Origin of the sequence: Brevundimonas sediminis, assembly GCF_048799765.1 — a bacterium.
GTDB lineage: Bacteria > Pseudomonadota > Alphaproteobacteria > Caulobacterales > Caulobacteraceae > Brevundimonas.
This window is the reverse complement of the sequence record NZ_JBLYQK010000023.1, coordinates 1-22,769: the sequence shown is the minus strand read 5'-3', so window position 1 is coordinate 22,769 and position 22,769 is coordinate 1. Positions and strand designations below refer to the sequence as shown.

24 protein-coding genes and 1 pseudogene are annotated in these 22,769 nt (G+C 70.2%); 15 read left to right on the top strand and 10 right to left on the bottom strand.

Annotated elements, in window-relative coordinates; translation table 11 throughout:
• The first annotated feature begins 25 nt into the window (after positions 1-25).
• The 4 genes from ACLQ7T_RS12310 (at position 26) to rplS (ending at position 5,026) form a co-directional block, all read left to right on the top strand.
• Positions 26-2,500 carry a terminase large subunit domain-containing protein gene (locus ACLQ7T_RS12310; RefSeq protein WP_420479684.1) on the top strand — a complete coding sequence of 825 codons (2,475 nt, stop codon included), beginning with the start codon at positions 26-28 and terminating at the stop codon, positions 2,498-2,500.
• Between the two features lie 45 nt (positions 2,501-2,545).
• Positions 2,546-3,766 (top strand): BaiN/RdsA family NAD(P)/FAD-dependent oxidoreductase, encoded by a 1,221-nt coding sequence (locus ACLQ7T_RS12305; RefSeq protein WP_420479683.1) that lies wholly within the window; start codon positions 2,546-2,548, stop codon positions 3,764-3,766.
• 63 nt (positions 3,767-3,829) lie between these two features.
• Entirely contained in the window at positions 3,830-4,537 is a 708-nt protein-coding gene (trmD, locus tag ACLQ7T_RS12300; protein ID WP_420472043.1) for a tRNA (guanosine(37)-N1)-methyltransferase TrmD, read from the top strand.
• A 66-nt stretch (positions 4,538-4,603) separates the two neighbouring features.
• On the top strand, positions 4,604-5,026 hold the full coding sequence (rplS, locus tag ACLQ7T_RS12295; RefSeq protein WP_420479682.1) for a 50S ribosomal protein L19: 423 nt from the start codon (positions 4,604-4,606) through the stop codon (positions 5,024-5,026).
• A 190-nt stretch (positions 5,027-5,216) separates the two neighbouring features.
• On the opposite strand, the gene ACLQ7T_RS12290 is transcribed toward rplS, so the two are convergent.
• From ACLQ7T_RS12290 to ACLQ7T_RS12270, 5 genes are all read right to left on the bottom strand, one after another.
• Positions 5,217-5,699: a PA2169 family four-helix-bundle protein gene (locus ACLQ7T_RS12290; RefSeq protein ID WP_420479681.1), complete on the bottom strand. Its 483-nt coding sequence runs from the start codon at positions 5,697-5,699 to the stop codon at positions 5,217-5,219.
• Between the two features lie 69 nt (positions 5,700-5,768).
• Positions 5,769-6,575: a tryptophan 2,3-dioxygenase gene (locus ACLQ7T_RS12285; RefSeq protein ID WP_420479680.1), complete on the bottom strand. Its 807-nt coding sequence runs from the start codon at positions 6,573-6,575 to the stop codon at positions 5,769-5,771.
• Positions 6,576-6,634: 59 nt separating this feature from the next.
• Positions 6,635-7,003 carry a DUF1318 domain-containing protein gene (locus ACLQ7T_RS12280; RefSeq protein WP_420479679.1) on the bottom strand — a complete coding sequence of 123 codons (369 nt, stop codon included), beginning with the start codon at positions 7,001-7,003 and terminating at the stop codon, positions 6,635-6,637.
• A 17-nt stretch (positions 7,004-7,020) separates the two neighbouring features.
• Positions 7,021-7,218 (bottom strand): YnbE family lipoprotein, encoded by a 198-nt coding sequence (locus ACLQ7T_RS12275; RefSeq protein WP_420472038.1) that lies wholly within the window; start codon positions 7,216-7,218, stop codon positions 7,021-7,023.
• A gap of 76 nt (positions 7,219-7,294) precedes the next feature.
• Positions 7,295-10,495, bottom strand: a complete 3,201-nt coding sequence (locus ACLQ7T_RS12270; RefSeq protein ID WP_420479678.1) for an intermembrane phospholipid transport protein YdbH family protein — start codon at positions 10,493-10,495, stop codon at positions 7,295-7,297.
• 453 nt (positions 10,496-10,948) lie between these two features.
• On the opposite strand from ACLQ7T_RS12270, the gene ACLQ7T_RS12265 reads away from it, so the two are divergent.
• Together ACLQ7T_RS12265 and ACLQ7T_RS12260 are read left to right on the top strand one after the other, a co-directional pair.
• Positions 10,949-12,268, top strand: coding sequence for a M23 family metallopeptidase (locus ACLQ7T_RS12265; RefSeq protein ID WP_420479677.1), 1,320 nt, complete (start codon positions 10,949-10,951; stop codon positions 12,266-12,268).
• Positions 12,269-12,690: 422 nt separating this feature from the next.
• Positions 12,691-13,584: an alpha/beta fold hydrolase gene (locus tag ACLQ7T_RS12260; RefSeq protein ID WP_420479676.1), complete on the top strand. Its 894-nt coding sequence runs from the start codon at positions 12,691-12,693 to the stop codon at positions 13,582-13,584.
• A 63-nt stretch (positions 13,585-13,647) separates the two neighbouring features.
• Here ACLQ7T_RS12260 and ACLQ7T_RS12255 read toward each other — a convergent pair whose 3' ends face one another.
• From ACLQ7T_RS12255 to ACLQ7T_RS12245, 3 genes are all read right to left on the bottom strand, one after another.
• Entirely contained in the window at positions 13,648-14,172 is a 525-nt protein-coding gene (locus ACLQ7T_RS12255; RefSeq protein ID WP_420479675.1) for a DUF7716 domain-containing protein, read from the bottom strand.
• Positions 14,173-14,361: 189 nt separating this feature from the next.
• The gene (maiA, locus tag ACLQ7T_RS12250) at positions 14,362-14,994 is read right to left on the bottom strand and encodes a maleylacetoacetate isomerase (protein ID WP_420479674.1); all 633 of its coding nucleotides are present in this window, start codon (positions 14,992-14,994) and stop codon (positions 14,362-14,364) included.
• Entirely contained in the window at positions 14,991-15,641 is a 651-nt protein-coding gene (locus ACLQ7T_RS12245) for a fumarylacetoacetate hydrolase family protein (RefSeq protein WP_420479673.1), read from the bottom strand. The genes maiA and ACLQ7T_RS12245 overlap by 4 nt, the downstream gene beginning before the upstream one ends.
• A gap of 203 nt (positions 15,642-15,844) precedes the next feature.
• On the opposite strand from ACLQ7T_RS12245, the gene ACLQ7T_RS12240 reads away from it, so the two are divergent.
• From ACLQ7T_RS12240 to greA, 4 genes are all read left to right on the top strand, one after another.
• Positions 15,845-16,225 carry a glycine zipper domain-containing protein gene (locus ACLQ7T_RS12240; protein ID WP_420472030.1) on the top strand — a complete coding sequence of 127 codons (381 nt, stop codon included), beginning with the start codon at positions 15,845-15,847 and terminating at the stop codon, positions 16,223-16,225.
• On the top strand, positions 16,225-16,629 hold the full coding sequence (locus tag ACLQ7T_RS12235) for a hypothetical protein (protein ID WP_420479672.1): 405 nt from the start codon (positions 16,225-16,227) through the stop codon (positions 16,627-16,629). The genes ACLQ7T_RS12240 and ACLQ7T_RS12235 overlap by 1 nt, the downstream gene beginning before the upstream one ends.
• 49 nt (positions 16,630-16,678) lie before the next feature.
• Positions 16,679-16,888, top strand: a complete 210-nt coding sequence (locus ACLQ7T_RS12230; protein WP_489671828.1) for a DUF1328 domain-containing protein — start codon at positions 16,679-16,681, stop codon at positions 16,886-16,888.
• A gap of 75 nt (positions 16,889-16,963) precedes the next feature.
• Positions 16,964-17,440: a transcription elongation factor GreA gene (gene greA / locus ACLQ7T_RS12225; RefSeq protein WP_420472027.1), complete on the top strand. Its 477-nt coding sequence runs from the start codon at positions 16,964-16,966 to the stop codon at positions 17,438-17,440.
• A gap of 12 nt (positions 17,441-17,452) precedes the next feature.
• Here greA and ACLQ7T_RS12220 read toward each other — a convergent pair whose 3' ends face one another.
• Positions 17,453-18,235: an SDR family oxidoreductase gene (locus ACLQ7T_RS12220; protein ID WP_420479671.1), complete on the bottom strand. Its 783-nt coding sequence runs from the start codon at positions 18,233-18,235 to the stop codon at positions 17,453-17,455.
• On the bottom strand, positions 18,235-18,534 hold the full coding sequence (locus tag ACLQ7T_RS12215) for a 4a-hydroxytetrahydrobiopterin dehydratase (RefSeq protein WP_420472025.1): 300 nt from the start codon (positions 18,532-18,534) through the stop codon (positions 18,235-18,237). The genes ACLQ7T_RS12220 and ACLQ7T_RS12215 overlap by 1 nt, the downstream gene beginning before the upstream one ends.
• A 120-nt stretch (positions 18,535-18,654) precedes the next feature.
• On the opposite strand from ACLQ7T_RS12215, the gene ACLQ7T_RS12210 reads away from it, so the two are divergent.
• The 5 genes and pseudogenes from ACLQ7T_RS12210 to ACLQ7T_RS12190 form a co-directional block, all read left to right on the top strand.
• Complete coding sequence (locus ACLQ7T_RS12210) at positions 18,655-19,359, top strand: Crp/Fnr family transcriptional regulator (protein WP_420472024.1); 705 nt, start codon at positions 18,655-18,657, stop codon at positions 19,357-19,359.
• Positions 19,360-19,422: 63 nt separating this feature from the next.
• A complete protein-coding gene (locus tag ACLQ7T_RS12205) occupies positions 19,423-20,214 on the top strand; it encodes a class I SAM-dependent methyltransferase (protein WP_420479670.1) in 792 nt (263 codons plus the stop codon).
• Positions 20,202-21,803: a 2-polyprenylphenol 6-hydroxylase gene (gene ubiB, locus ACLQ7T_RS12200; RefSeq protein ID WP_420479669.1), complete on the top strand. Its 1,602-nt coding sequence runs from the start codon at positions 20,202-20,204 to the stop codon at positions 21,801-21,803. Before ACLQ7T_RS12205 ends, ubiB begins: the two co-directional genes overlap by 13 nt.
• A 22-nt stretch (positions 21,804-21,825) precedes the next feature.
• Positions 21,826-22,275 carry a hypothetical protein gene (locus ACLQ7T_RS12195; protein WP_420479668.1) on the top strand — a complete coding sequence of 150 codons (450 nt, stop codon included), beginning with the start codon at positions 21,826-21,828 and terminating at the stop codon, positions 22,273-22,275.
• Between the two features lie 33 nt (positions 22,276-22,308).
• Positions 22,309-22,769, top strand: a pseudogene (locus ACLQ7T_RS12190) (hypothetical protein); the annotation flags it as partial.

Below are 22,769 nucleotides of genomic sequence, written 5' to 3'. Positions count from 1 at the left end.
TTTCCGCGCGCCGTAAAATGGCGGGATGGGCAAGCACTTCAATTCGAAACATGACGACGACGCGTGGCGGGGCTGGTTCGGGCGCTGGCATGCGGGGGAGACGGCGCTGGCGCTGATCCGGGAGGCGCGGGTGTCGATGGACACCTGGAACGCCAATGCGCGGCGGCTGGGGATGCAGATCAAGGACCTGCCGCCGGACCATCCCCGGCGGCGGGCGCCCGCGTTCGGGGAGCGGCCGAGGGACTATCGGCATCGCAACAGCCTGCTGACCGAGGGGCAGTGGGCGGACCTGTTCGCGAAACGGGCGGCGGGGGCGCCGGACCGGGTGCTGGCGCTGGAGTACGGGGTGACGCCGGCGACGATCGGGACCCAGGCGAAGAAGCGGGGGTTGCGGCGGGAGGATTTGCGGAGCGGGGAGAGCCCCTCCACCGCTGCGCGGTCCCCCTCCCCGCGGGGCGGGGAGGAGACGCGGCTACTCACGGCTGGCGGCGCCGCCCCCTCCACCACGCTGCGCGGGGTCCCCCTCCCCACCTGCGGTGGAGAGGTGAGTGCGAGGACCGTGCGTGAGCCGGCGCCCCTCCACCCTCCGACGCCTGCGGCGCCGGACGGTCCGGTCGTCGGATCGACTTCGTCGCTCCTTCCTCCACCCCCGCAGGGGGAGGAACTTTCCGAGATTGATCTGGCCGGGCTTGGGGTGCGGATCAGGCGGGGGGACTGGGCGGGGACGGCCGACAGCTTTGACAGCGGGGTCGAGGCGGCGGGGGCGCGGGGGGACTTTCACGGCGTGGTGGCGCTCTGTCGGGCCAAGGAGAGCGTGAAGCGGGCGATGTTCGGGGCAGGAGCCGAGACCCCCTCCCCCGCTTCGCGGTCCCCCTCCCCATCGCCGGGCGACGGGGAGGAGACGACGGGGGTCGCTGGTCCGCCGCTGGTGCTGCGGGCGGCGCAGCGGGCGCCGGCGGGGGACTGGGCGACGTGGTTGTTCCTGGGCGGGCGGGGCGCGGGCAAGACGCTGGCGGGTGCGATGTGGCTGGCGGAGATGGCGGATCGGGCGGGGCCGGGCGGGCGGCTGGCGCTGATCGGGCCGACGCTGCACGACGTGCGCGAGGTGATGATCGAGGGGGTGTCGGGGATCCGCTCGCTGGCGCGCTGGGGGGACGGCGCCAGGCCGGTGTTCGAGGCGTCGCGGCGGCGGCTGGTGTTTCCGAACGGGGCGGTGGCGCAGGCCTTTTCCGCCGAGGATCCGGACTCGTTGCGGGGGCCGCAGTTCTCGGCGGCGTGGGCGGATGAATTTTGTGCGTGGAAGAAGGGCGGCGAGGTGCTGGCCTTGCTGCGGATGGGGTTGAGGCTGGCGTTGCCGGCCGGGAAGGGCGCTGACGCTCGGCTCGCGGAGGTGAGCGGCTTGAGCGCGGACAATATGCCTGAATCGTCCCCCTCCCCCTCGATGGGGGAGGGCCGGGGTGGGGGTGAGGGCTGCTTGGTTGAGTATGCGGCGCGGGAGGCGGTGTCGGGGGACGGGGCCTCATGCGCCACACCTTCGCTGACGGAGCGCGCACCCCCATCCCCGACCCTTCCCCCATCGAGGGGGAAGGGAGGGCATCCGCTTCTGTGTGTGACGACCACCCCTCGCCCGACCGCCGCCCTGCGCGCGTTGCGGGCCGAGGCGTCCTGCGTCGAGACCCATGCGGGGACGGCGGACAATGCGGCGCATCTGTCGCCGGGATTCCTGGCCGGGCTGGAGGCGCTGTACGGCGGGACGCGACGGGCGGCGCAGGAGATCGAGGGGAAGGTGGTGGAGGGGGAGGGGGCGCTTTTCTCTGCGGAGATGCTCGCGCGGGCGCGCTCGCATCCCGCCGGGGCCTATCGTCCTTCGGACTACTTGAGGCCCCGGACCCCGGGTGCGCCACAGGCGGCTGACGACCGCAGCGGCACGGGTGGTCGCGCGCCCGTGAAGTTCGACCGCATTATCGTCGCCATCGACCCCACCACCTCGGCGGGCGGCAACGCCTGCGGGATCGTGGCGGCGGGGCGGAGCGGGGATCGCGCGGTGGTGCTGGCGGACCGGTCGCAGGCGGGGCTGAGCCCGGAGGGGTGGGCGCGGCGGGCGATGCGGACGGCGGCCGAGTTCGGGGCGACGGTGCTGGTGGCCGAGGTGAACCAGGGCGGGGAGATGGTGCGGGCGGTGCTGAAGGCGGCCGGCTCGACCCTGACGCTGAGGGAGGTGCGGGCGACGAAGGGCAAGCGGGTGCGGGCCGAGCCGGTGGCGGCGCTGTACGAACAGGGGCGGGTGACGCACGCGGGGGATTTCGCGGCGCTGGAGGAGGAGCTGATGGCCTTCGGCGGCGAGGACGAGGCGGGCTGCGACCTGGACCGGGCCGATGCGCTGGTGTGGGCGATCACCGACCTGCTGATCGACCGGGCGGGCGATCCGGAGCGGGGGCCGAGGCTGACGGTGCTGCCGGGCTGGGCGCCGGTGCGACGGGGGCTGTCGTACGGGCTCTGAGCGGGAGGCGAGACGCGGCGGGGGCGGCGCTGCTATGGCGGGGGGATGAAGACCATCGACGTCCTGATCGTCGGCGCGGGCGCCGCCGGAATGATGTGCGCCATAGAGGCCGGGCGGCGGGGCCGCTCGGTGCGGGTGGTGGACCATGCGCGAAACCCCGGCGAGAAGATCCGCATCTCGGGCGGCGGGCGCTGCAACTTCACCAATACCGGGACGGGCCCGGCCAACTTCCTGGGCGAGAACCCGCGCTTCGCGACCAGCGCCCTGAAGCGCTTCACGCAACAGGACTTCATCCGGCGGGTCGACCGGGCGGGCATCGCCTGGCACGAAAAGACCCTGGGGCAGCTGTTCTGCGACGACAGCGCGAAGCAGATCGTCCGCATGCTGACGGACGGGATGCGCGAGGCGGGCGCGACCCTGTCGATGGGGACGGCGGTGGACCGGATCAGCCGGGTGGACGGCGGCTTCGAGGCGGCCCTGTCGGATGGCGGCGTGGTGCGGGCCTCGTCGCTGGTGCTGGCCACCGGCGGCAAGTCGATCCCCAAGATGGGCGCCACCGGCTGGGCCTATGAGACGGCGCGGAGCTTCGGGCTGAGGGTGACGGACACGCGCCCGGCGCTGGTCCCCCTGACCTTCGAGCCGGGCCTGCTGGAGAAGCTGGCGCCGCTGGCCGGGCTGTCGGTGGAGGCGGTGGTGAGCCATCGCACGCCCGCGGACGGCGGCGCGCCGGGGCGGCCGACGGGCGAGACCCGGTTCGCGGAGGGCCTGCTGTTCACCCACCGGGGGCTGTCGGGCCCGTCGATCCTGCAGATCAGCTCCTACTGGCGCGAGGGCGAGGCGATCACCGTGCGGATGGCGCCGGGCGAGGACGTCTATGCGAAGCTGAAGGCCGCCAAGGAGGAGAACGGCAAGCAGATGGTGCATACGGCCCTGGGGCATATTGTGCCACGCCGCCTGGCCGAGAGCGTCTGCGAGCGCGAGGGGGTCAAGGGCAAGCTGGCCGAGATCGGCGACAAGGTCCTGCGCCGTCTGGACGAGGCGGTGAACGGCTGGACCGTGAAGCCGGTGGGCTCGGAAGGCTATCGCACCGCCGAGGTGACCCTGGGCGGCGTCGCCACGGACGAACTGGACCAGCAGACCATGGAGGCGAAGTCCGTGCCCGGCCTGTTCGTCATCGGCGAGGCGGCGGACGTCACCGGCTGGCTGGGCGGGTATAATTTCCAGTGGGCCTGGTCGTCCGGCTGGGCGGCGGGACAGGCATGTTGAGGGCGCTATCGCTCGCGACGCGGTCGCTCGCTGCTTGAGCGTGGATAGGGTATAGGCGCCGCCATGACCGCCCGCCCGCCGTTCACCGCCACTGTCCTGACCATGTTCCCGGAAGCGTTTCCGGGGCCGCTCGGCGTGTCGCTGATCGGGACCGCATGGCGCGAGAAAGGGCTCTGGAGCCTTGAAACGCTTGACATTCGGGCGTTCTCCGACGATAGGCGCGGCTTCCTGGACGACACCCCCGCGGGTGGCGGCTCGGGAGCTGTGCTGAAGGCGGACGTTGTGGCCCGGGCGGTGGATAGTCTCTCGGGACCGAAGCGGCCGCTTTTGTACATGAGCGCCCGGGGTCGGCCCCTGACCCAGGCGCGGGTGAAGGAATGGGCCAAGGCGGACGGCATTGTCGTTCTCTGCGGTCGTTTCGAGGGGGTGGATCAGCGCGTGCTGGACGCGCGCGGGTTCGAGGAGGTCTCGGTCGGAGACGCGGTTCTCGCCGGCGGCGAGGCGGCGGCGATGGTCGCGATCGAGGCGTGCGTCAGACTGATCCCCGGAGTGCTCGGCGCGGCGGAAAGCCTGTCGTCCGAGAGTTTCGAGGACGGGCTTCTGGAATATCCGCAGTACACGCGACCGCGGACGTTCGAGGGGCAGGAGATCCCGGAGGTCCTGTTGTCGGGCGACCATAAAAAGGTCGCTCAGTGGCGTCAGGAGCAGCGGGAGATCACGACGCGGGAACGGCGACCCGACCTTTGGGCCGCCCACACCGCGAAAGACTGAATACCAAATGCGGAGTTCGCTCCGCCAACTCACAGCTAAAGGGCGCAAAAGCCCGAGGAGAATGGAATGAACATCCTTCAGACCCTGGCGGCCGAAGAGAAGGCCCGTCTGATCGAAACCCGCGCGATCCCCGACTTCCAGCCGGGCGACACCCTGCGCGTCAACGTGAAGATCAAGGAAGGCGAGCGCGAGCGCGTTCAGGCCTTCGAAGGCGTCTGCATCGCCCGCGCCGGCGGCGGCGTGAACGAGAACTTCACCGTCCGTAAAATTTCGTTCGGCGAGGGCGTCGAGCGCGTCTTCCCGATCCTGTCGCCGATGATCGAGTCGATCGAGGTGAAGCGCCGCGGCGTCGTGCGTCGCGCCAAGCTGTACTACCTGCGCGACCGTCGCGGTAAGTCGGCCCGTATCGCCGAGAAGCAAACCGTCCGCGCACCGAAGGTGGCCGTGCCGGAAACCGGCAAGGCGGAAGCCAAGACCGAAGAAGCCTGATCCACTTTATGTGGGCGCTGACGCGCGCGACGCGGTCGCGCGCTGCTTGAGCGCAAGGCTGAAATGACGAAGGCCCCGGCGAAGACGCCGGGGCCTTTTTCGTGGGCTGCGGGGCGATGGCGGCATCGGACCACCAGCCACTGGCCACGCATCACTTTCAGCCGCCGCCCCCAGACCGGGGACCCGCCGCCTACTGCGGGAACAGCCCGCTGCCGGCGTCTCGCTGACCCTCGAGGCTGTGGCGGAGATCGTGAAGGTCGTCGGCCGCGCGGACCCGGTCGAAGGCGCGACGGATGGACTCGCGGGTCGTGGCCGAGATGTCCGAGTCCTCCAGCGCCTTGTGGAAGCGGGCGCGGACATGGTCCTCGGCCTGCTCGACGGCGCCGACGACGGTCAGGTCGTCGCGGAGCAGGGCATGCTTCACATCGGTAAGGGCGCGCTGGGCCTTGGCGAGAATGGAGCCGTCCTGATCCGGCTCGCCGCCGAGGGCGCGGACATCAGTGGCGAGGTCCTGCGCGATGGTCCGCCGCTCGACCTCGCGACGGGCGAACAGATCGCGGCGTCCGTCGTCGGCGCTGTGGTCGAGCGCGTCGTGATAGCCGTCCGCACTGTCGATCACGGTGCGGATCAGGCCGTTCAGAACCTGGATGTCGTGGCGATTGGCGTTGCTCATGGCGGTCCTCCGGGGAGAGACCTGTAAAGCGTCCGCCCGCGGCGAAGGTTTCCCGCCTTCCGGGGTTTCCTAGAGCTTTGTCCGCAGGGACCAAAGCTCGGGGAAGCAGCGCCGCTGGAGCGTCTCGGTCAGATAGCCGACGCCGTCGGTGCCGCCCGTGCCGCGGCGGCGGCCGATGATCCGCTCGACCGTCACGACATGCTTGTGCCGCCAGGTCAGCAGGGCGTCGTCCAGATCGACCAGCTTTTCGGCCAGTTGATAGAGCGGCCACCAACGCTCGGTGTCGCGATAGACCTCCAGCCAGGCCGCCTCGACCGCCTCGGACGGCGCATAGGGCCTGGAGACATCGCGGTTCAGGACCTCGACCGGGACGGGCAGGCCGGCGACCGCAAGCTGGGACAGGGCGTCGTCATAGAGGCTGGGCGCGTCGATCGCCGCCCTGAGCGCGGCATGGGCCTCGGGCCGGTCCTCATGGAAGCGCAGGAAGCGGTCATCCTTGAGGCCGAGCATGGATTCGAAGCGGCGGAACTGGTCGCTCTGGAAGCCGGAGGACGAGCCCAGCACGCCCCGGAACCGGAGATAGTCCGCCGGGGTCATGGTCGCCAGGATATCCCAGCTCAGCGTCATGACGGTCTGGATGCGGCTGACCCGGGCCAGGGACTTGTAGGCCGGAACGAGATTCCCGGTCCGGACCAGCGACTGCGCCAGCGCCACCTCATGCAGGATCTGCTTGAGCCACAGTTCCTTGGTCTGGTGGATGATGACGAACAGCATCTCGTCATGCTGGTCGGACAGCGGATGCTGGGCGGCAAGCAGGTCGTCGAGCGCCAGATAGCCAGCGTAGGTGATGGTGGACGGCGCGGTCGGTTCGGTCATGTCGACCGTATCGCGCGGAGGGCCGGCGGGCTCAAGAGGCGGCCCGCCTTATGGTCACCCTAACGCCGGACCCACTGGCCCTGGGCGTTGCGGTACCACTGGCCCGAGCTGATGCGCGGCAGGAGCTGGGTTTCGAACATGCGCACGCCGGCGTCCTCGGCGGTGGCCCCGCCGCCCGTGTCAGCGGCGGTGCGGGCGTAGGCCGCACGGCGCCCGGCGTTGGTGGCCTGGACGGCGGCGGTCAGCGCCGCATCCGACGACGGCACGCGGAAGCCGACATAGCCGTCTGCCTGTTCGCCGACGACGCCCTCAACCTTGGCGGCGTCGATCAGCGCCTTCTGCTGCGCGGTCTGGGCGAAGGCCGCGCCCGCGGCGACGCCGAGAGCGGCGACGGCAGCCACCATGACGAAGACTTTGCGGAATGACATCGGAGGGACCTTTCGCATCAGAACAGGTTCGGGTTCTCGGCCAGGAGGTCTTGAAGCTCCCGGTCGAGACGGACGCGGATGTCGGCGTCCAGTCGGGCATTGATCTGGATCGGATCGACCTGGAGCCGGACCGTGGGCGTGCAGGCGGCGGCGCCCATGGCCACGGCGGCGAGGCCGAGCAGGGCGACGGTTCTGCGAGACTTGGTCCGGGTCATGGGGACTCTCCGATTGATCCGCGGCGACTTAACGCGATCGCGGGTGAACGGGTTCTGAACGGTGAAGGCGGCCTGATCAAGGCGACGCTTCGTCCGCCGGCGTCACATCCGGACGCCCGTTGCGGGCCCGGTCGAGCGCCATCAGGTCGCTGACCAGCTCGTTCAGATTGACAGAGGTGTCCAGGGTCAGGTCGATCTGGGTCCCGGACGGCAGGGGCAGCTCCCGGTTCAGGAACTGACGGCTGATGAACTCGGCCAGCGGAATGCGCAGCTCCTGCCGCTGTGGCGGATCGTGGCGGCCGCGGACGCGGAAGACGACGCCCAGTCGCCCCTGATCCTCACTGTCGACCTGGGCCGAAAGGATGTCGAAGGCGAGGTTCTCCATCGCCTGATAGGCCAGGTCCTGCACCGTATTCGGCGGCAGGGCCTCGCCGCCGCCCTCGGCCTCGAGTCCCGACAGGGCCGTACGGGGGATGGACAGCCGGCCGGGCTCGATCGCCTCAAGCCGCCCCCCGACGATGCGAACGCCGTCGGTCGGATTCCAGCTGAACGGCAGGCGGCCCGACACCACCGCGTCCAGGCTGACCTTGTCGCCGAAGCCGGCGGCAGTGACGATCTGGTCGAGCTGGACGGACTCCACCACGATGACGCCGGTGAAACCCTGCTGGATATCCAGCGGAACCGTCAGGGGCTCGATGCGGACGCTGCCGCCGGCCAGATCGAGATCGGCGCCCTCGACCGTCAGGGCGGCCTTGTCGAGACCGAAGACGAGATTCACGTCGGTGAGGGGGGCGACCGATGCCACGCTGTCGGCGTGCAGGGTCTGGCCGGGCGCAGCCGCAAGGGGGGCCAGGTTGACGAAGTCGACCACGCCGCGCAGCCCCTTCACCTCGCCGGCCGGACTGGTGAAATCCAGACCGGGGATGGTCAGGCGGCCGCTGCTGGCCCCCTCCCCGTCCGCGCGCCAGTCGATCCGGCCGTTGAACCGGACCGAACCGGTCGCCGGAGACCCGACAATCTCCCCGGCCAGGGGGCTGAGGTCGGCGGGCTGGAGCCCCCCTTCGGAGAAAACGATCCCCGGCGCGTCGATGGTCAGACCGCCGACGCCCGACCGTCCGTCATGCGCGAGGTCCAGACGGCCGAGACCCGTACCGCCGCGCGAGAGGTCGAAGGCGCCGGTCCAGTTCTGATCGGCCAGACGGGCGGCGCCGGCCGCCGTCAGGGGATTGAAGCGGGCCGGGTCGGTGGCGTCGACCACGGTGGCGGAGGCGATCCGCGCCTGCAGGCCGACGCCGCGCGGCCCTCCGTCGGCCGTCAGGGCGCCTTCGGCGTCGCGGAAATGCAGGGCGAGGAAGGGGGCGGAGGCGTTGAGCCCGGACAGACGGCCGTCCGCCCGCCAGGCCCCGTTGCGGACCTCGACCATCGGACGGCCGGAGGGGCAGAAACCGCCGGAAATGTCGGTGACGTCATTGTCGCCCAGTTCGAGGCGCTCGACGGAGACGGGCGCACAGCCAGCGGCCGTATAGGTCAGTCGTCCGCCGGAGGACGTCAGTTCGCCCCGGGTCTGGAGCGTGATGCCGCGGGCGAGGTCGAAGTCCAGCGCCGCCCGGCCGTCGAGGGTCGCGGTGAAACCGCCGTCGATCAGCGACCAGCGCGGAATCCCGAAGGCCGCCTCCGGAAGGCCCTGCCCGCGCGTGGCGGTCAGGGACAGGCTGCCGCCGCCGCGCTCGCCCCGCGCCGCGCTGAAGACGGGACCGGCGCCGGGGCGGATGGTCAGGACGCCGCCATTGACCGGCGTGACGGTCGCGGGCCGGTCCAGCACGAACCGGGCGCCGGTGTCGCCCGTCGACAGGGTGAAGGCGGGGACATCCACGGCGAAGGCCGACAGGGCCTGCTTCATCCGGCCCAGCTCGACGATATCGTCCCGGGCAGGCGCGCCGAACAGGGGCCAGGCGCCTCGCGCCGCCCGCAGGCCGCCCTGGACATCGACCCGCACCGCCCCGTCGGCGACAAGATCGAGCCGCACAGCGCCGCGCAGACCGCCCAGGGACAGGTCTCCGGCGGCGAACCGGTCTGCGGCGACGCTGACCGGGCCCTGGGCCTCCAGGGCGGCGCCCCGGCCGCCGGCGACCAGACGGGCGGCGTCCAGACGAACCCCGGCTCCCTCCAGGCCCGCGCCCCGGATCCGGTCGGCGGTGACCCGGGCGGGTCCCGTCAGCCGCCAGCCGAGCCCGTCCGCCGTGCGATCCAGGACCGCCGAGGCGTCCTGGAGGCCCAGACGCACCGCGCGGCCGGCGACCGCGCCCGACAGCGTGCTCGCGCGGATATCGGTGGTGGCCCGGCCATCAATACGGAAGGTCTCGATCCAGCCGGTTGTGGCGCCGGCGAAGGCCAGGGCCGCCTCGACCCCGGCCGCCTGCTGCTCTCCGGTCGTCAGGCGATCGGCGGTCAGACGGGCGTCGAGGCGCGCCTGACCGTCGCCCCTCCGGGTCTTCAGATCGGGATAGGGCAGGTCTCCGGTCAGCACCAGCCGCGCCCCCTCCCCGCCGACGCCCGGCAGGCGCACCGCCCCCGCCGAAGCGGTCAGGCGCAGCGCGACCCGGTCGCCGGTCGTGGTCAGGTCGACGGCGGCGGCCAGGCCGCGCGCATCGATCCGGTCGCCGCTGCGCAGGGCCGTCTGCGGCATCCGCGCGACCAGCCGTATCAGCTTGCCGTCCTCGACCCGGGCGTCGCCGAGAATGTCAGCGGGACCATAGTCGGTCAGCAGACGCACCCGCGCATCCTCGACCAGCACGAGCGGCGCGCGGCTGTCCGGGCCCGGCGGCCGACCGGTGAACTGCTCGATCAGGGGATCCAGAGACCCGAACGACACCTTGCCGTTGGCCAGACTCACCCGGGCGACGGGGCGCACCAGACGAATCCGGCTCGGGGCGACGCCCAGCCCCCCGCGCGACCAGGGCGCGCCGACGACATAGTCGACCTCGACCCGTTCGACCGTCACATCCGGGTTCCGGGGGTCGCCGATCCTCACCCGGGCGACGACGCCGTCCAGCTCGACCCGCTGGATGTCGACGTCGGCGGGAACGCCCTGACGTTCGAGCCAGCCGACCAGCACCTGCCGGGTCACGGCCCGACGGTTCAGCCAGGCCATGGCGGCGATGACCAGGACGACGCACAGAAACACCCCGGCGACGGCGAGGACGCGCCGGACCACCGGGCGCGGGCGGCGCGGGGCCGGAGGGGCGGATCCGGGCGGGGAAGAGGCGATGTCGCTCATGTCCGCTGTCCTTTAGCGGGACCGGCCGCCTGACGGGAAGCGGGGCGCCCGCGACGCGCGGACGTCTGAGCAGAATGGCCGTGGCTGTCGGGCAACAGAATAGTGTCCTTGAGGCAACCTTGAGTGAAGCGCCCGGCGTCGGCGGCGGTCGCGATGGAGTGACTGCGAATAGAAATCACAATCTGTGTGAATACTGTGGCGTTGATCTCGGATCATCTCAGCGCGCAGGCAGGCTTTACCGTTCCTGGCCCCGCCGATTACGGCGCCGGTTAACGGCTTGTAACGATCCGGCTTCCCATGATGGGACAGACGGGCTATATGCCCTGTCTCGCGACGGGCGGTTCCTACGGGGGGCGGCGCGGCGCGATCCTTGCTTTCAGTGGCTTTGGGCGCCGGGCCGGCGTCGTTGTTTGTCGGGGTTCGATGGCTCAGTTCGATCCACGTCGCCAGCCGATGCGCATCGCGCCTCACGCCCTCACGGCGGTGGCGGCGATCTCGGTGGCGCTGCTCGCCGGGCGCGTTTATCAACCCGCGAAGGCCGAAGAAGCTCCCGTTCTGACCGCCTCGACCATCGCCGCGCTGGAAGCGCAGGCGTTCGCCGCCGGCGGCGCGCCGGTCGGCATGACCATGCCGGAAGCCATCCCGGTCGAAATCCGCCGCGGCGAGACCTTTGAACAGGCCGTGCGCCGCACCGGCATCGCCGCCGAGGAAGCCTCGGCGGTGGCCGCCACCCTGTCCAACGCCATGGACGTCGGATCGATCCGTGCGGGCCAGCGATTTGAAACCGCCATCTCCAAACCGCGCGGCGGGCGGGGCGACGCCCGCCTGATCGGCCTGACGATGCGCACCGGACCGGCCAGCCAGGTCACCGTGTCGCGCAGCTTCGACGGCGCCCTGCGCCTGCGCGCGCTGGAAGAGAAGGTGACCTATGAGACGGTGGTTCTGACCGGCAAGGTCGAGGGCTCCCTGTCCCGCACCGCGCGTCGCGAAGGCGCCCCGGCCGGGATCGCCCGCGCCGCCGGCCGCCTGTTCTCGCACAAGTTCGACATGGATCGGGACATCCGTTCGGACGACGAGTTCACCTATGTCTTCGACCGCACGGTGACCGAGAACGGCCGCACCATCGGTTCGGGCGATCTGCTGTACGCCCAGCTGAAGGGCGTGACCTTCTACCGGTTCAAGCCCGCGGGCGCCCGCGAGGCGCAGTATTTCGACGCCACCGGCAAGAACACCCGTTCAGCCTTCATGCGCACCCCGGTGGAGCGCGGCTTCCGCGTTTCGTCGTCCTTCGGCTTCCGTCGCCACCCGATCTCGGGCTTCCGCAAGATGCACCAGGGCATCGACTTCGCGGCCGGCATGGGCACGCCGGTGATCGCGCCCGCCGACGGCGTGGTCGTCGAGGCCCGTCGCTGGGGCGGCTACGGCAACTGGCTGCGCATCCGCCACCCGAACGGACTGGAGACCGGCTACGGCCACCTGTCGCGCTACGGCTCGGGCATCCGCGCCGGCCAGCGCGTCCGTCAGGGCCAGGTGGTCGCCTACGTCGGCTCGACCGGCGCCTCGACCGGCCCGCACCTGCACTATGAAATCTGGCGCGGCGGCCAGCGGATCAATCCGGCCGGCGTCCGCACCACCGAGGGCACCGTCCTGGCGGGCGCCGATCTGGCCGCCTTCCGCGCCGAGAAGGCCCGGATCGACCGCATCATCGCGGCGGGCGGCGAGCGCCGCACCCAGCAGCCGACCCTGACCGCGGGCCTCCGCCCGGCGACCTGATCCGGTCGATGCATCGTTGAAGATCAAGGCCCGGACGGTTCGCCGCTCCGGGCCTTTTTCGTTCAGGGCCGCGCCGTCGGCCGGCGGATGGGCAGTGATTGGTGATTGGTGGTTAGTGGTTGGCCAACAGCCTGCGGCCGCGCGGTCCGCGCCGCCCTTCCGCAAACGAAGACGTCTGCGCTGTCTATGGCGCCAATCCCGTCTCTTGATCGTGGATGCAGGTGATTGGTGGATGGTGATTGGTAGTTGGCCAGCCGCTTGCCGCCGCACGGTTCGCACCGCCCTTCCGCCAACGGCGACGCTGCAATCACCAATCACCATCCACCAATCACCTGGCCACACCGCTGCATCACCCAACCAGCTCCGCCCTCGATCCAGCCGCCCTTCATCATGGCGCCGCAATCCGCCGGGAGAACGGGGACATGCGGTTGAACAGACGGGACATGCTGATCGGGGCGACGGGTGCGGCGGCGACGCTGGCGACCGCCCCGGGCGCATGGGCGCAAACCGGCTTCACCTCGCGCCGGATCACGGTGGAGACCCGTGGGCGCGGGCCGGACCTGATCCTGATCCCCGGCCTGGCCTCGACCGCCGCCATCTGGCATTCGACGGCGAGCCGGCTGGCCGGAAAGTACCGCCTCCACCTTGTCTCCGTGCGGGGCTTCGGGGATCTGCCCGCCCAGGCCAACGCCGACGGAGCGGTGCTGGGCGCCGTGGCCGGCGAGGTGCTGCGCTACATCACCGACAACCGTCTGAGCCGGCCTGCGGTCATCGGCCATTCGATGGGCGGCCAGATCGGACTGAGGCTGGCGTCGGACTGGCCGTGGGCGGTCGGGCGGCTGATGACGGTGGATTCCTCGCCCTTCTTCGCGGCCCTGATCAGCCCGCAGGCGACCGTGAACGATGTGCGCCCGCTGGCCCAGGTGGCCTATCAGGCGATCCAGTTCCTCGGCGACGAGGCCCTGCAGACGCAGGGACGCCGGTTCGGGGTCGAACTGGGCGGGGCGACCGACAGCCTGTTCAGCGGCATCGGCTGGCAGGGCGGCGACCGGCAGGTGCTGGCCCAGTCCCTGTATGAGGTGATGACGGTGGACCTGCGCCCCCGCCTGCCCCGGATCACCGCCCCGGTGACCGTGGTCTATGGCTGGAGCCCCGACCGCAACTCGCCGCGCGGCCATGCCGACAGCCTGTTCCGTGACGCCTATGCCCGGTTGCCCAGCCCGGCGGTGTTCGAACGGATCGAGGGCGCCGAGCACATGGTGATGATCGACCAGCCGACGCGGTTCGTCGCGGCGGTGGACCGGTTCATGGGATAAGGGGGGTTCCGCTCCCGACCCGCTGCGGACTTTCGTAACCGTCGGTCTGAGCGTTCCCTTCGCTCAGCACTCCCCGCCAGTCCAAGGCCGACCTTTGATATTCTCGAAGTGATGGTCACGGCAAAAAACGCTGAACTGGATGGTCCCCCGATCGCAGTCGGGCTTGCGGCAGCTCGTGCCTGATCGCTCCTCGCCGAGACCTCCGTAAAACTGTCGATCAAGCTCCTTCAACACCGTTTCGCGCGACGGCGAGGCTTTGGCGTCGAGCGCTGGCAGAAACGCGTCAAATCGCCAGTAGTACTCGAAGGAATTCACAAGCTCCTCATCGGAGGGCTCCGGCGCCAGTTGTCTTTCCGTCCAACGGACGACGTCCTCCAGCGTAGCAGTGTCCAGACCCTCGTAAGGGAAACCTGTCCGTGCAGCGTACGCTTCCGGATCGGTCATATCGGCGGAGCTGGGTAGAAACAGGGTTGGCGTCAAACGGTCGACCGTTTCGGAGGAGAGGTACATCCAGCCGTCGGCCAACCCACCTTCGCCCGCCAACCTGAGCACCTCGATCAAACTGCCTTTGAACTCCTGCTCGCCCATCGACCCCTCCCGCAGGCTTTCCAGCTATCTCGAGTACCATCGGAATGGAATCTCAGCGTCCGCTTCCCACCCAAGGCGGACCTCTTCCATGCTCGCCTTCGGTGCTTGAGGTGAAGACCCCCTCCACCGCTTCGCGGTCCCCCTCCCCATCGCTATGCGACGGGGAGGAGACACGGCTGAAACCGGGCTTTAGCCCGCGTCCGGCTGGTTGTCCGGATGGGCCGCGATGAAGGCCGGATGCGACTTCGCCGCCTCGTCGATCCCCAGCAGGCGCGGAAAGGCGTCCAGAGGCACGTTGAAGCGGCCCGCCGAATAGATCTGCGGGATCAGGTAGCAGTCGGCCAGGGTCGGGGCGTCGCCGTAGCTCCAGCCGGCGCCATGGCGGGCGACGAGGGCTTCCAGCGCCTCGAAGCCGGGGAGGATCCAGCGGGCGGCCCAGGCGTCGACGGCGGCCTGGTCGGCGCCGAAGCCCTCGCGCAGGGCCTTGCCGACACGCAGGTTGTTCAGCGGATGGATGTCGCAGCCGATCAGGGCGGCCATGGCCCGGACATGGGCGCGGCCGAGGACGTCGGACGGCAGCAGCGGCGGGGTCGGATGCGCCTCTTCCAGCCACTCGAGAATGGCCGGGCTCTGGGTCAGGACGGCGCCGTCGACCTCCAGCGCCGGGACCATGCCCTGCGGATTGAGCGCGACATAGGCCGGGTCCTTCTGGGCGCCCGTGCGCAGGTCGTGCCCCTGTTGTTCGTAGGACAGGCCCTTGAGCTCAAGGGCGATGCGGGTGCGGTAGGCGGCGCCCGAGCGCCAGTAACCGTGCAGGATCATCGCGCGGCCACCGTGAAGGAGAGGGTCGGCAGGCCGCCGATGGTCGCCTCGACCCGGTCGCCGGGAACCACCGGACCGACGCCCTCGGGCGTGCCGGTGAAGATCAGGTCGCCCGCCTGAACGTCCCAGAGCTCGCGCGCCTTGGCGAGGATTTCGTCCGGGCTCCAGATCATGTCGTCCAGACGGCCCGACTGACGCGCCTCGCCGTTGACGGTGAGGGCGATGGGGGCGGCCGGGTCCGGCAGGGCGCCGAGAACCAGGGCGGCGCAGGGCGCGGACTGGTCAAAGCCCTTGGCGGCGTCCCAGGGGCGGCCCTTCTCCTTGGCCCCGGCCTGCAGGTCGCGGCGGGTCAGGTCGCAGCCGACCGCCCAGCCGACAATGCCGTCCGGCCCGACGGCGCAGACCAGCTCGACCTCATGGTGCAGATTGCCCGTCGCGGTCGGATAGACCGGATCGGCGCCGTCCGTGACCACCGCGTCGGCGGGCTTGGTGAAGAAGAAGGGATCGACCCGCTCATGGTGGCCCATCTCGCGGGCGTGGGCGGCGTAGTTCTGGCCCACGCAGAGGATGCGGCGCACCGGGAAGCGGGCGTCGCTGCCGTGGATCGGCAGGGACGGGGTGGGGGCGGGGGGGAAGAGGAAGGACATGGAGGGAGTAGGGCTTAGGAATTGGGAATTAGGAAGAGATGGCGTAGCCGATGCCGCCCGCGCGATCTCGCTAATTCCCAACTGCCAAGCCCTATTCCCTCACCCTTCCCCATGCTGCACCGCGGGAACCGCGACGCCACAGTAGCGTTCCGGCTCAGGGTTCTTTATCTAACCGTCAAGCTTGACCAAACGGAGCGCGCATCATGGCGACGACCAAGGCGGCCCGGGCCGCCGTTAAAAACGATCTGAACACCCTGAAGGACGACCTGAAGGTCCTCGGGACCGAGGAAAAGGCCGCCCTGCGCGAGAAGGCGTCGGAAGCCGACGCCCGCATTCGCGCCAAGGCCGCCGAGGCCGAGGCCCGGCTGCGCGAACAGGCCGGCATCATGCGCGAACGCGCCCGCGGCTACTACGACGAGGCCCGCGTGAAGGGTCGCGAATATTATGACGACGCCTCCGAGCGTTTCGATGAGGCCCAGCGCTACCTGACCGAACGCGTCCAGGAACGTCCGCTGCAATCGACCGCCATTGCGCTCGGCGTCGGCGTCGTGCTCGGCCTGCTGCTCGCCGGCCGTCGTCGCTGATGCTCGGCGGGGGGCTGGCCAGGGGTCTGGTGAAGAAGGCGGTCGCGGCTGCGATCGCCGCGGGCGCCGCCCTGGTCGCCGTCCTCTTCCTGGGGGTGGCGATCTTCTACGGGTTGGCGATGGTCATGCCGGGGTTCGCCGCCGCGGCCATCACCTTCCTGCTGTTTTCGCTGGTGGCGGCGATCGTCGCCCTGGTGTTCCTGCGCGGCGACGGCGCGGACGAGGAAGAAGACGATGAGCCCGTCGGCCTCGGCGAACGGGCCTTCATGCTGTTCCGCGAACGCCCGATCCTGGGCACGGCCGCTGCTCTGGCCGGTGGCTGGATTTTCCTGAGAAATCCGGCGCTTGCCAGTCTGGTGGCGGCGGCGTTCACCGAGAAATCGCATACGGGTCGTCGTCGCTAGGAGACGGGAACCGTCTCGCTTCCCGACGGTTGGTTTTTCAGGCGCGGCGTTGAGCCGCTCCCACCTGGAACAACCGCTCTGGAAGGACATGCTCATGCTGCGCTGGGCCGTTATCTTTCTGGTGCTCGCCCTCGTCGCCGGCGCCCTCGGCGTCGGCGGGGTGGCGGGCATCTCGATGAACATCGCCTATGTTCTGTTCGTCGTTTTCCTCATCCTGCTGGTGGTGGGCTTCATCACCGGCCGCGGGCGAAGGGTCTGAGGACCCTCTTCCCCGGGAAGACTGAAAGGGGCCGTGGTCTTCCGACCGCGGCCTTTTTCACATACCGGATATCCCATGAGCGTCGCCTTCACCCGCGAGGAAGACCTGGAGGCCACGGCCGCCGATCTTCCCGACCGTCCAATCTCTCCCCACCCCAACCTCGTCACGCGCGACGGGCTGGCGCAGATCGAGGCTGCGCTGGCGGAGGCGCGGGCCGCCTATGCGGCGGCGCAGGCGGCGGGCTCGATCGAGACCGACCGGACCCCGATGGCGCGCGCGGCCCGTGATCTCCGTTACTGGTCCGCCCGCCGGGCCTCGGCCCAACTGGTCGAGACGGAGGCGGACGGACGCGTGCGCTTCGGCGGCTCTGTGACCCTGTTGCGCGAGGATGGCCGGACCCAGACCTGGCGGATCACGGGCGAGGACGAGGCCGACCCCGCGAAGGGCTCGGTCAGCCACGTCTCGCCGCTGGCCCGCGCCCTCGTCGGCAGACAGGTCGGTGACGAGGCGACGGTGGCGGGTCAGTCGGTCGAGGTGATCGCGGTCGACTGACCCGGTCGGGCGCTATTGCGCCAGCATGCCGCCGTCGATGACGAATTCCGTGCCGGTGATGAATTTGGACTCGTCAGAGGCGAGGTAGAGCACGCAGTAGGCCACGTCGTCCGGCTCCCCGATGCGCTTCAGCGGAATGCCCCGGGCCAGCCGCTCGTGCGCCTTGTCCTCATCCCCGCCCGCCATGGCGATGAAGGGGTCGAGGATCGGGGTCTTGATGAAGACCGGATGCACCGAGTTGCAGCGGACATTCCAGTCCATCTTGGCCGCCTCAAGCGCGATGGTCTTGGAATACATCCAGACCCCGGCCTTTGTGGCGTTGTAGGCGCCCATGCCCGGCGCCGCGGCGAGGCCCGCGACCGACGAAATGTTGATGATCGAGGCCGGCGCCGCGTCGCGCAGATGCGCCATCGCATGCTTGGTCCCGAGCATGATGGAGCGCAGGTTGATCTCGTACTGGCGCTGCCAGTTCTCGACCGTGTCCTGCTCGACAAAGGCCAGCGGACCGCCGACGCCGGCGTTGTTCACCAGAACCGACAGACCGCCCATGGCCGACACCGCCGCCTCGATGACCGAAATCCACTGATCCTCGCGGGTCACGTCCTGCGCAAAGGCGAAGGCGGAGCCCGGATGGTCGGCGTTGATGGCGTCGGCCAGGGCCTGCACCCCGTCCAGGTTGACGTCCGTCACCGCCACCTTCGCTCCTTCGCGGGCCAGCATATGGGCCATGGCCGTGCCCAGTCCGCCGGCCGCCCCGGTGATCAGGACCCTCTTGTTCGCTACCCGTCCGCTCATCACTGCCCTCCCATCGCAGCGGCGGCTTCGTCGATGAAGCGCGCCATGTCGGTATCCCGTCGGGTCACCCCGCCCGCATCGTGGGTGGTCAGCAGGACCTCGACCCGATTGTAGACATTCGACCACTCCGGATGGTGATCGACCTTGTCCGCCAGCAGGGCGACGCGGGTCATGAAGCCGAAGGCGGTGTTGAAGTCGGCGAAGGTCAGGGACCGGGCGATGGCCGGGCGGTCATCCTGCGCCCTTCGCCAGGCCGGGAGGCCTTTCAAGGCTTCCGTGACGTCAATCTGTTCCGGCATCGTTCCCTCCGTTTTCTCCGGCGTAACCCGTGCGCCGCGCGGTCACAAGCGACCGGCGCAGGAACAGGGAGCGAAGCTTGGGCGTTATCGAGCGTCACAGTTCCCGAAGAGGAGGACGTCATGGACAATCTGTGGATCAGCGCCCTTCCCGCGGCCGATCGCAAGCAGATCGAGCCGCACCTGAGCGAACGCCCGTTCGCCCAGGGACAGATGCTGTACGACGCCGGCGAGGCGCTCGATGAGGTGTGGTTTCCGCTGACGGGGGTGGTCTCGCTGATGACGGTCCTGGCCGACGACCACATGGTCGAGACCGCCGCCATCGGCCGCGAGGGCCTGGTCGGGGTGACCTGCGGCCCGCTGAACGCCCGCGCCTCCAGCCGGGCCATCGCCCAGATCGAGGGCGCGGCCGCCTGCTGCCCCGCCGACGTGTTTTCCGAGGCCCTCGGCCGCAGCGACGCCATGCGCTCGGCCCTGTCCCGCTTCACCGAAAGCCTGTTCGCCCAGGTCCAGCAGACCGCCGCCTGCAATGCCCAGCACCGGCTGGACGAGCGTCTGGCGCGCTGGCTGTTGACCCTGCATGACCGGGCGGAAGGGGACCGCTTCAACCTGACCCAGTCGGACATCGCCGGCATGCTCGGCGTGCGCCGCGCCACCGTCTCCGAGGTCGGTTCGGAGATTGAGGACAAGGGCCTGATCCGCCGCGGCCGCGGCTGGGTCGAGGTGCTGGACCGCCCGGGGCTCGAAACCGCCGCCTGTGGTTGCTACGGGACGATTTCCGGCGTGATGAAGGACCTTGGCGTCCCCCGCCCCAACCCCCGCGCCTGAAACCTCCGGACTGCGTCCACGCAGACGGATGACGCGGCCCCGGCGAAGGGGTAGAGCGAAGACATGACCGACGCCTCCCAAACTCCGTCCGGCTCCGGCTCGGGCAAGACGTCTTCCTTCGGCTTCCGCGACGTCGACGCGAAGGAGAAGGTGCGCATGGTGCGCGGCGTGTTCGACAGCGTGGCGTCGAACTACGACCTGATGAACGACCTGATGAGCGCGGGCGTGCACCGGCTCTGGAAGGACGCGGCGGCGGCCAGGCTGAATCCGCGTCCGGGCGAAACCATTCTGGACGTGGCCGGCGGCACCGGGGACATGTCGCGGCGCTATTCGAAGATGGCGCGCGCGGCCCAGATGCGCATGGGCGGAGATGACGCCCGGGTCATCGTGCTGGACTACAATGCCGAGATGATCATGGCCGGCGTCCACAAGGGCGGCGAGCCGGAGATGAGCTGGACGGTCGGCGACGCCATGGCCCTGCCCCTGCCGGACGCCTCGGTGGACGCCTATTCGATCAGTTTCGGCATCCGCAACGTCGCCGACATTCCGCAAGCCCTGCGCGAGGCGCGCCGGGTGCTGAAACCGGGCGGCCGCTTCCTCTGCCTCGAGTTCTCGCGCCCGACCGCCGGCGCGATCCGGAAGGCGTATGACGCCTGGTCCTTCCACGCCATCCCGCGCATCGGCGGATGGGTGGCCAAGGATCGCGACAGCTATCAATACCTCGTCGAAAGCATTCGCCGCTTCCCGGACCAGCCGACCTTCAAGCGGATGATCGAGGAGGCCGGCTTCAGCCGCGTCACCGTGACCAATCTGTCGGGCGGGGTCGCCGCCATCCACCACGGGTGGGCGATCTGAGCTTGAGGATCGATCCGGGCACGCCTCCGCCGCCGCCGGCCACCGTGCCGGTGCGCGACCCTGTCAGCGCCGCCTTGCGTCTGCTGGGCTGGGTGGGCGTGCTCATCCGCCATGACGCCCTGGCGCCGCGTGAGATCACCCCCCTGCTGCCGGTCTGGGCGCGCTGGATCGCCCGGCTGCTGCACCTGTTCGCAGGGCGGGAGGGACGCGAGGGCCGGCCGGGCCAACGTCTGGGCAAGGCGTTCGAACATCTCGGTCCCGTGGCCATCAAGCTGGGGCAGGTGCTGGCCACCCGCGCCGACATCTTCGGAGTCGAGTTCGCGCGGGACCTGGGCCGGCTGAAGGACGCCCTGCCGCCCTTCCCGCTGGATCAGGCGAAGCGCGAGGTCGAGCGCTCGCTGGGCCGTCCGGTCGAGGCCCTGTTCACCGGGTTCGGCCCGGCGGTCGCGGCCGCGTCTCTGGCCCAGGCCCACCCGGCGACCCTCGCCGACGGACGCAAGGTGGCGGTGAAGATCCTCCGTCCGGGCGTTGAACGTCGGGTGGCGCAGGGCCTGGACTCGATGCGGCTGGCCGCCCGGCTGGCCGTCCGGTTCGCGCCCGTGTCGCGTCGACTGCAGCCCTCCGCCTTTGTCGAGACCATCGCCCGCGCCCTGACGCTGGAGCTCGACATGCGGCTGGAGGCCGCCGCCGCCTCGGAGCTGAAGGAGATCATGGCCAAGCCGGACGCCCAGGGCGTCACCGGCCATATGGACGCCCCGGCGGTGATCTGGGACGGGGTCGGCAAGCGGGTGCTGACGCTGGAATGGGCCAGCGGCCTGCCGCTGACCGACCCGAACGCGATCCTGCAGCCCGGACTGGACGTCAACGCCCTGGCCGACAATGTCGTGCGCTCGTTCCTGAGCCAGGCGCTGGACCACGGGGCGTTCCACGCGGACCTGCACGAGGGCAACCTGTTCTGCCACGCCCCGGCGGAGCTGACTGCGATCGACTTCGGCATCGTGGGGCGACTGGGCCCGGCGGAGCGACGCTACCTCGCCGAAATCCTCTGGGGCTTCATCAGCCGGGACTATGACCGCATCGCCCGGGTCCATTTCGAGGCCGGCTACGTGCCGCCGGAGCATTCCGTCGAGGCCTTCGCCCAGGCCCTGCGCGCGGTCGGCGAGCCGGTGATCGGCAAGCAGGCGTCACAGGTGTCGATGGGGCGCCTGCTGGGCCAGCTGTTCGAGATCACCGACCTGTTCGACATGCATCTGCGGCCCGAACTGATCCTGCTGCAGAAGACCATGGTCTCGGTCGAGGGGGTGGCGCGCCGCCTGAACCCCGACCATGACCTGTGGGCGGCCGCCCAGCCGGTGGTCGAGCGCTGGATCCGCCGTGAACTGGGTCCGCAGGCCCAGATCCGCGATGCGCTGGACGAGCTGAGGGCGACCCTGAAGGCCCTGTCGAAACTGGCGCAGAACCCGCCGGAGGCCCGGACCGTTATCGTCCGCGAGGCCCGGACTCCGGTCTGGGTCATCGTTTGTGTCACCGTTGCAATATGCGCCTCGATCGCCGCCCTTGTTCTGTCGCTTTGGCCCGCCATCGTCTGATCCTCACCTGCGGAGCTCCCGGATGAAGTCGCTTTTCGCCGCCGCCGTTCTCGGCCTTGCCGCCCTGGTCCTGCCCGCGGCCGCCCAGGCCCAGGTCGCGGCGGGCAGCGTGCCGGATCCGTTCGGCGCCCCCGCGGCGCAGACGCCCGCCCCCGCGCCCGCGCCCGCCGCCGAGATCACGCCCGCGAATGCGGCCTCCGAAGAGGTTCTGCGCACGATCATCTCGGACGCCCGCTCCGGTACGCTGAACTATGATCTGTTCACCCAGGATCTGGGCGAAAAGGTCAGGGCGCAGGAAGCCCAGCTTCTGCCGCTCATTCGCGGCTTTGGTCAGGTCCAGGCCGTCGACTTCGTCGGCAGCCAGAACGGCGCCGATCTCTTCGTGGTCACCTTCGCCAACGCCCAGACGCAGTGGGTGATCGGATTTGAGGGCGACAAGGTCGCCGCCCTTCTGTTCCGGCCCGCCGAGTAATCCTCCCCCCACGTCCTTCAAAGGTCCGGAACCATGCGCCACGGTCGCGCGCGGGCGATAACGCTCGCCCTTGTCTCATCCGCTCTCGTGGCGGCCTGCGCGGGAGGGCCGGGCCGCCCGGGCGGCCCCCCGCGGGGCGACCGTCCGGCGGGGCCGGCGCTGTTCATCAGCCCGTTCGGCGAGCCCTTTGTCGGCGAGCCCGGCGGACCCTGGCCCTCGGAGGACTGGTTCCGGGGCGCCGACGCCGATCGGGACGGAGCCCTCTCCTTCGACGAATTCTCCGCGGACGGACTGCGCTGGTTCAGCAGGCTCGACACCGACCGCGACGGCCGTCTGGGCCCGGACGAGCTGTCCGCCTACGAACTGACGCTGCGGCGGTTCGGCGGCATGGGCGAGCGACCGGGAGGGCCGGGCCGCGGGCGGGGAGAGGCGCCGGAGGGCGGCGACGGCCTCGATCGTCCAGCGCAAGCTGGGCGCGCCGGTGGGCATCGCCT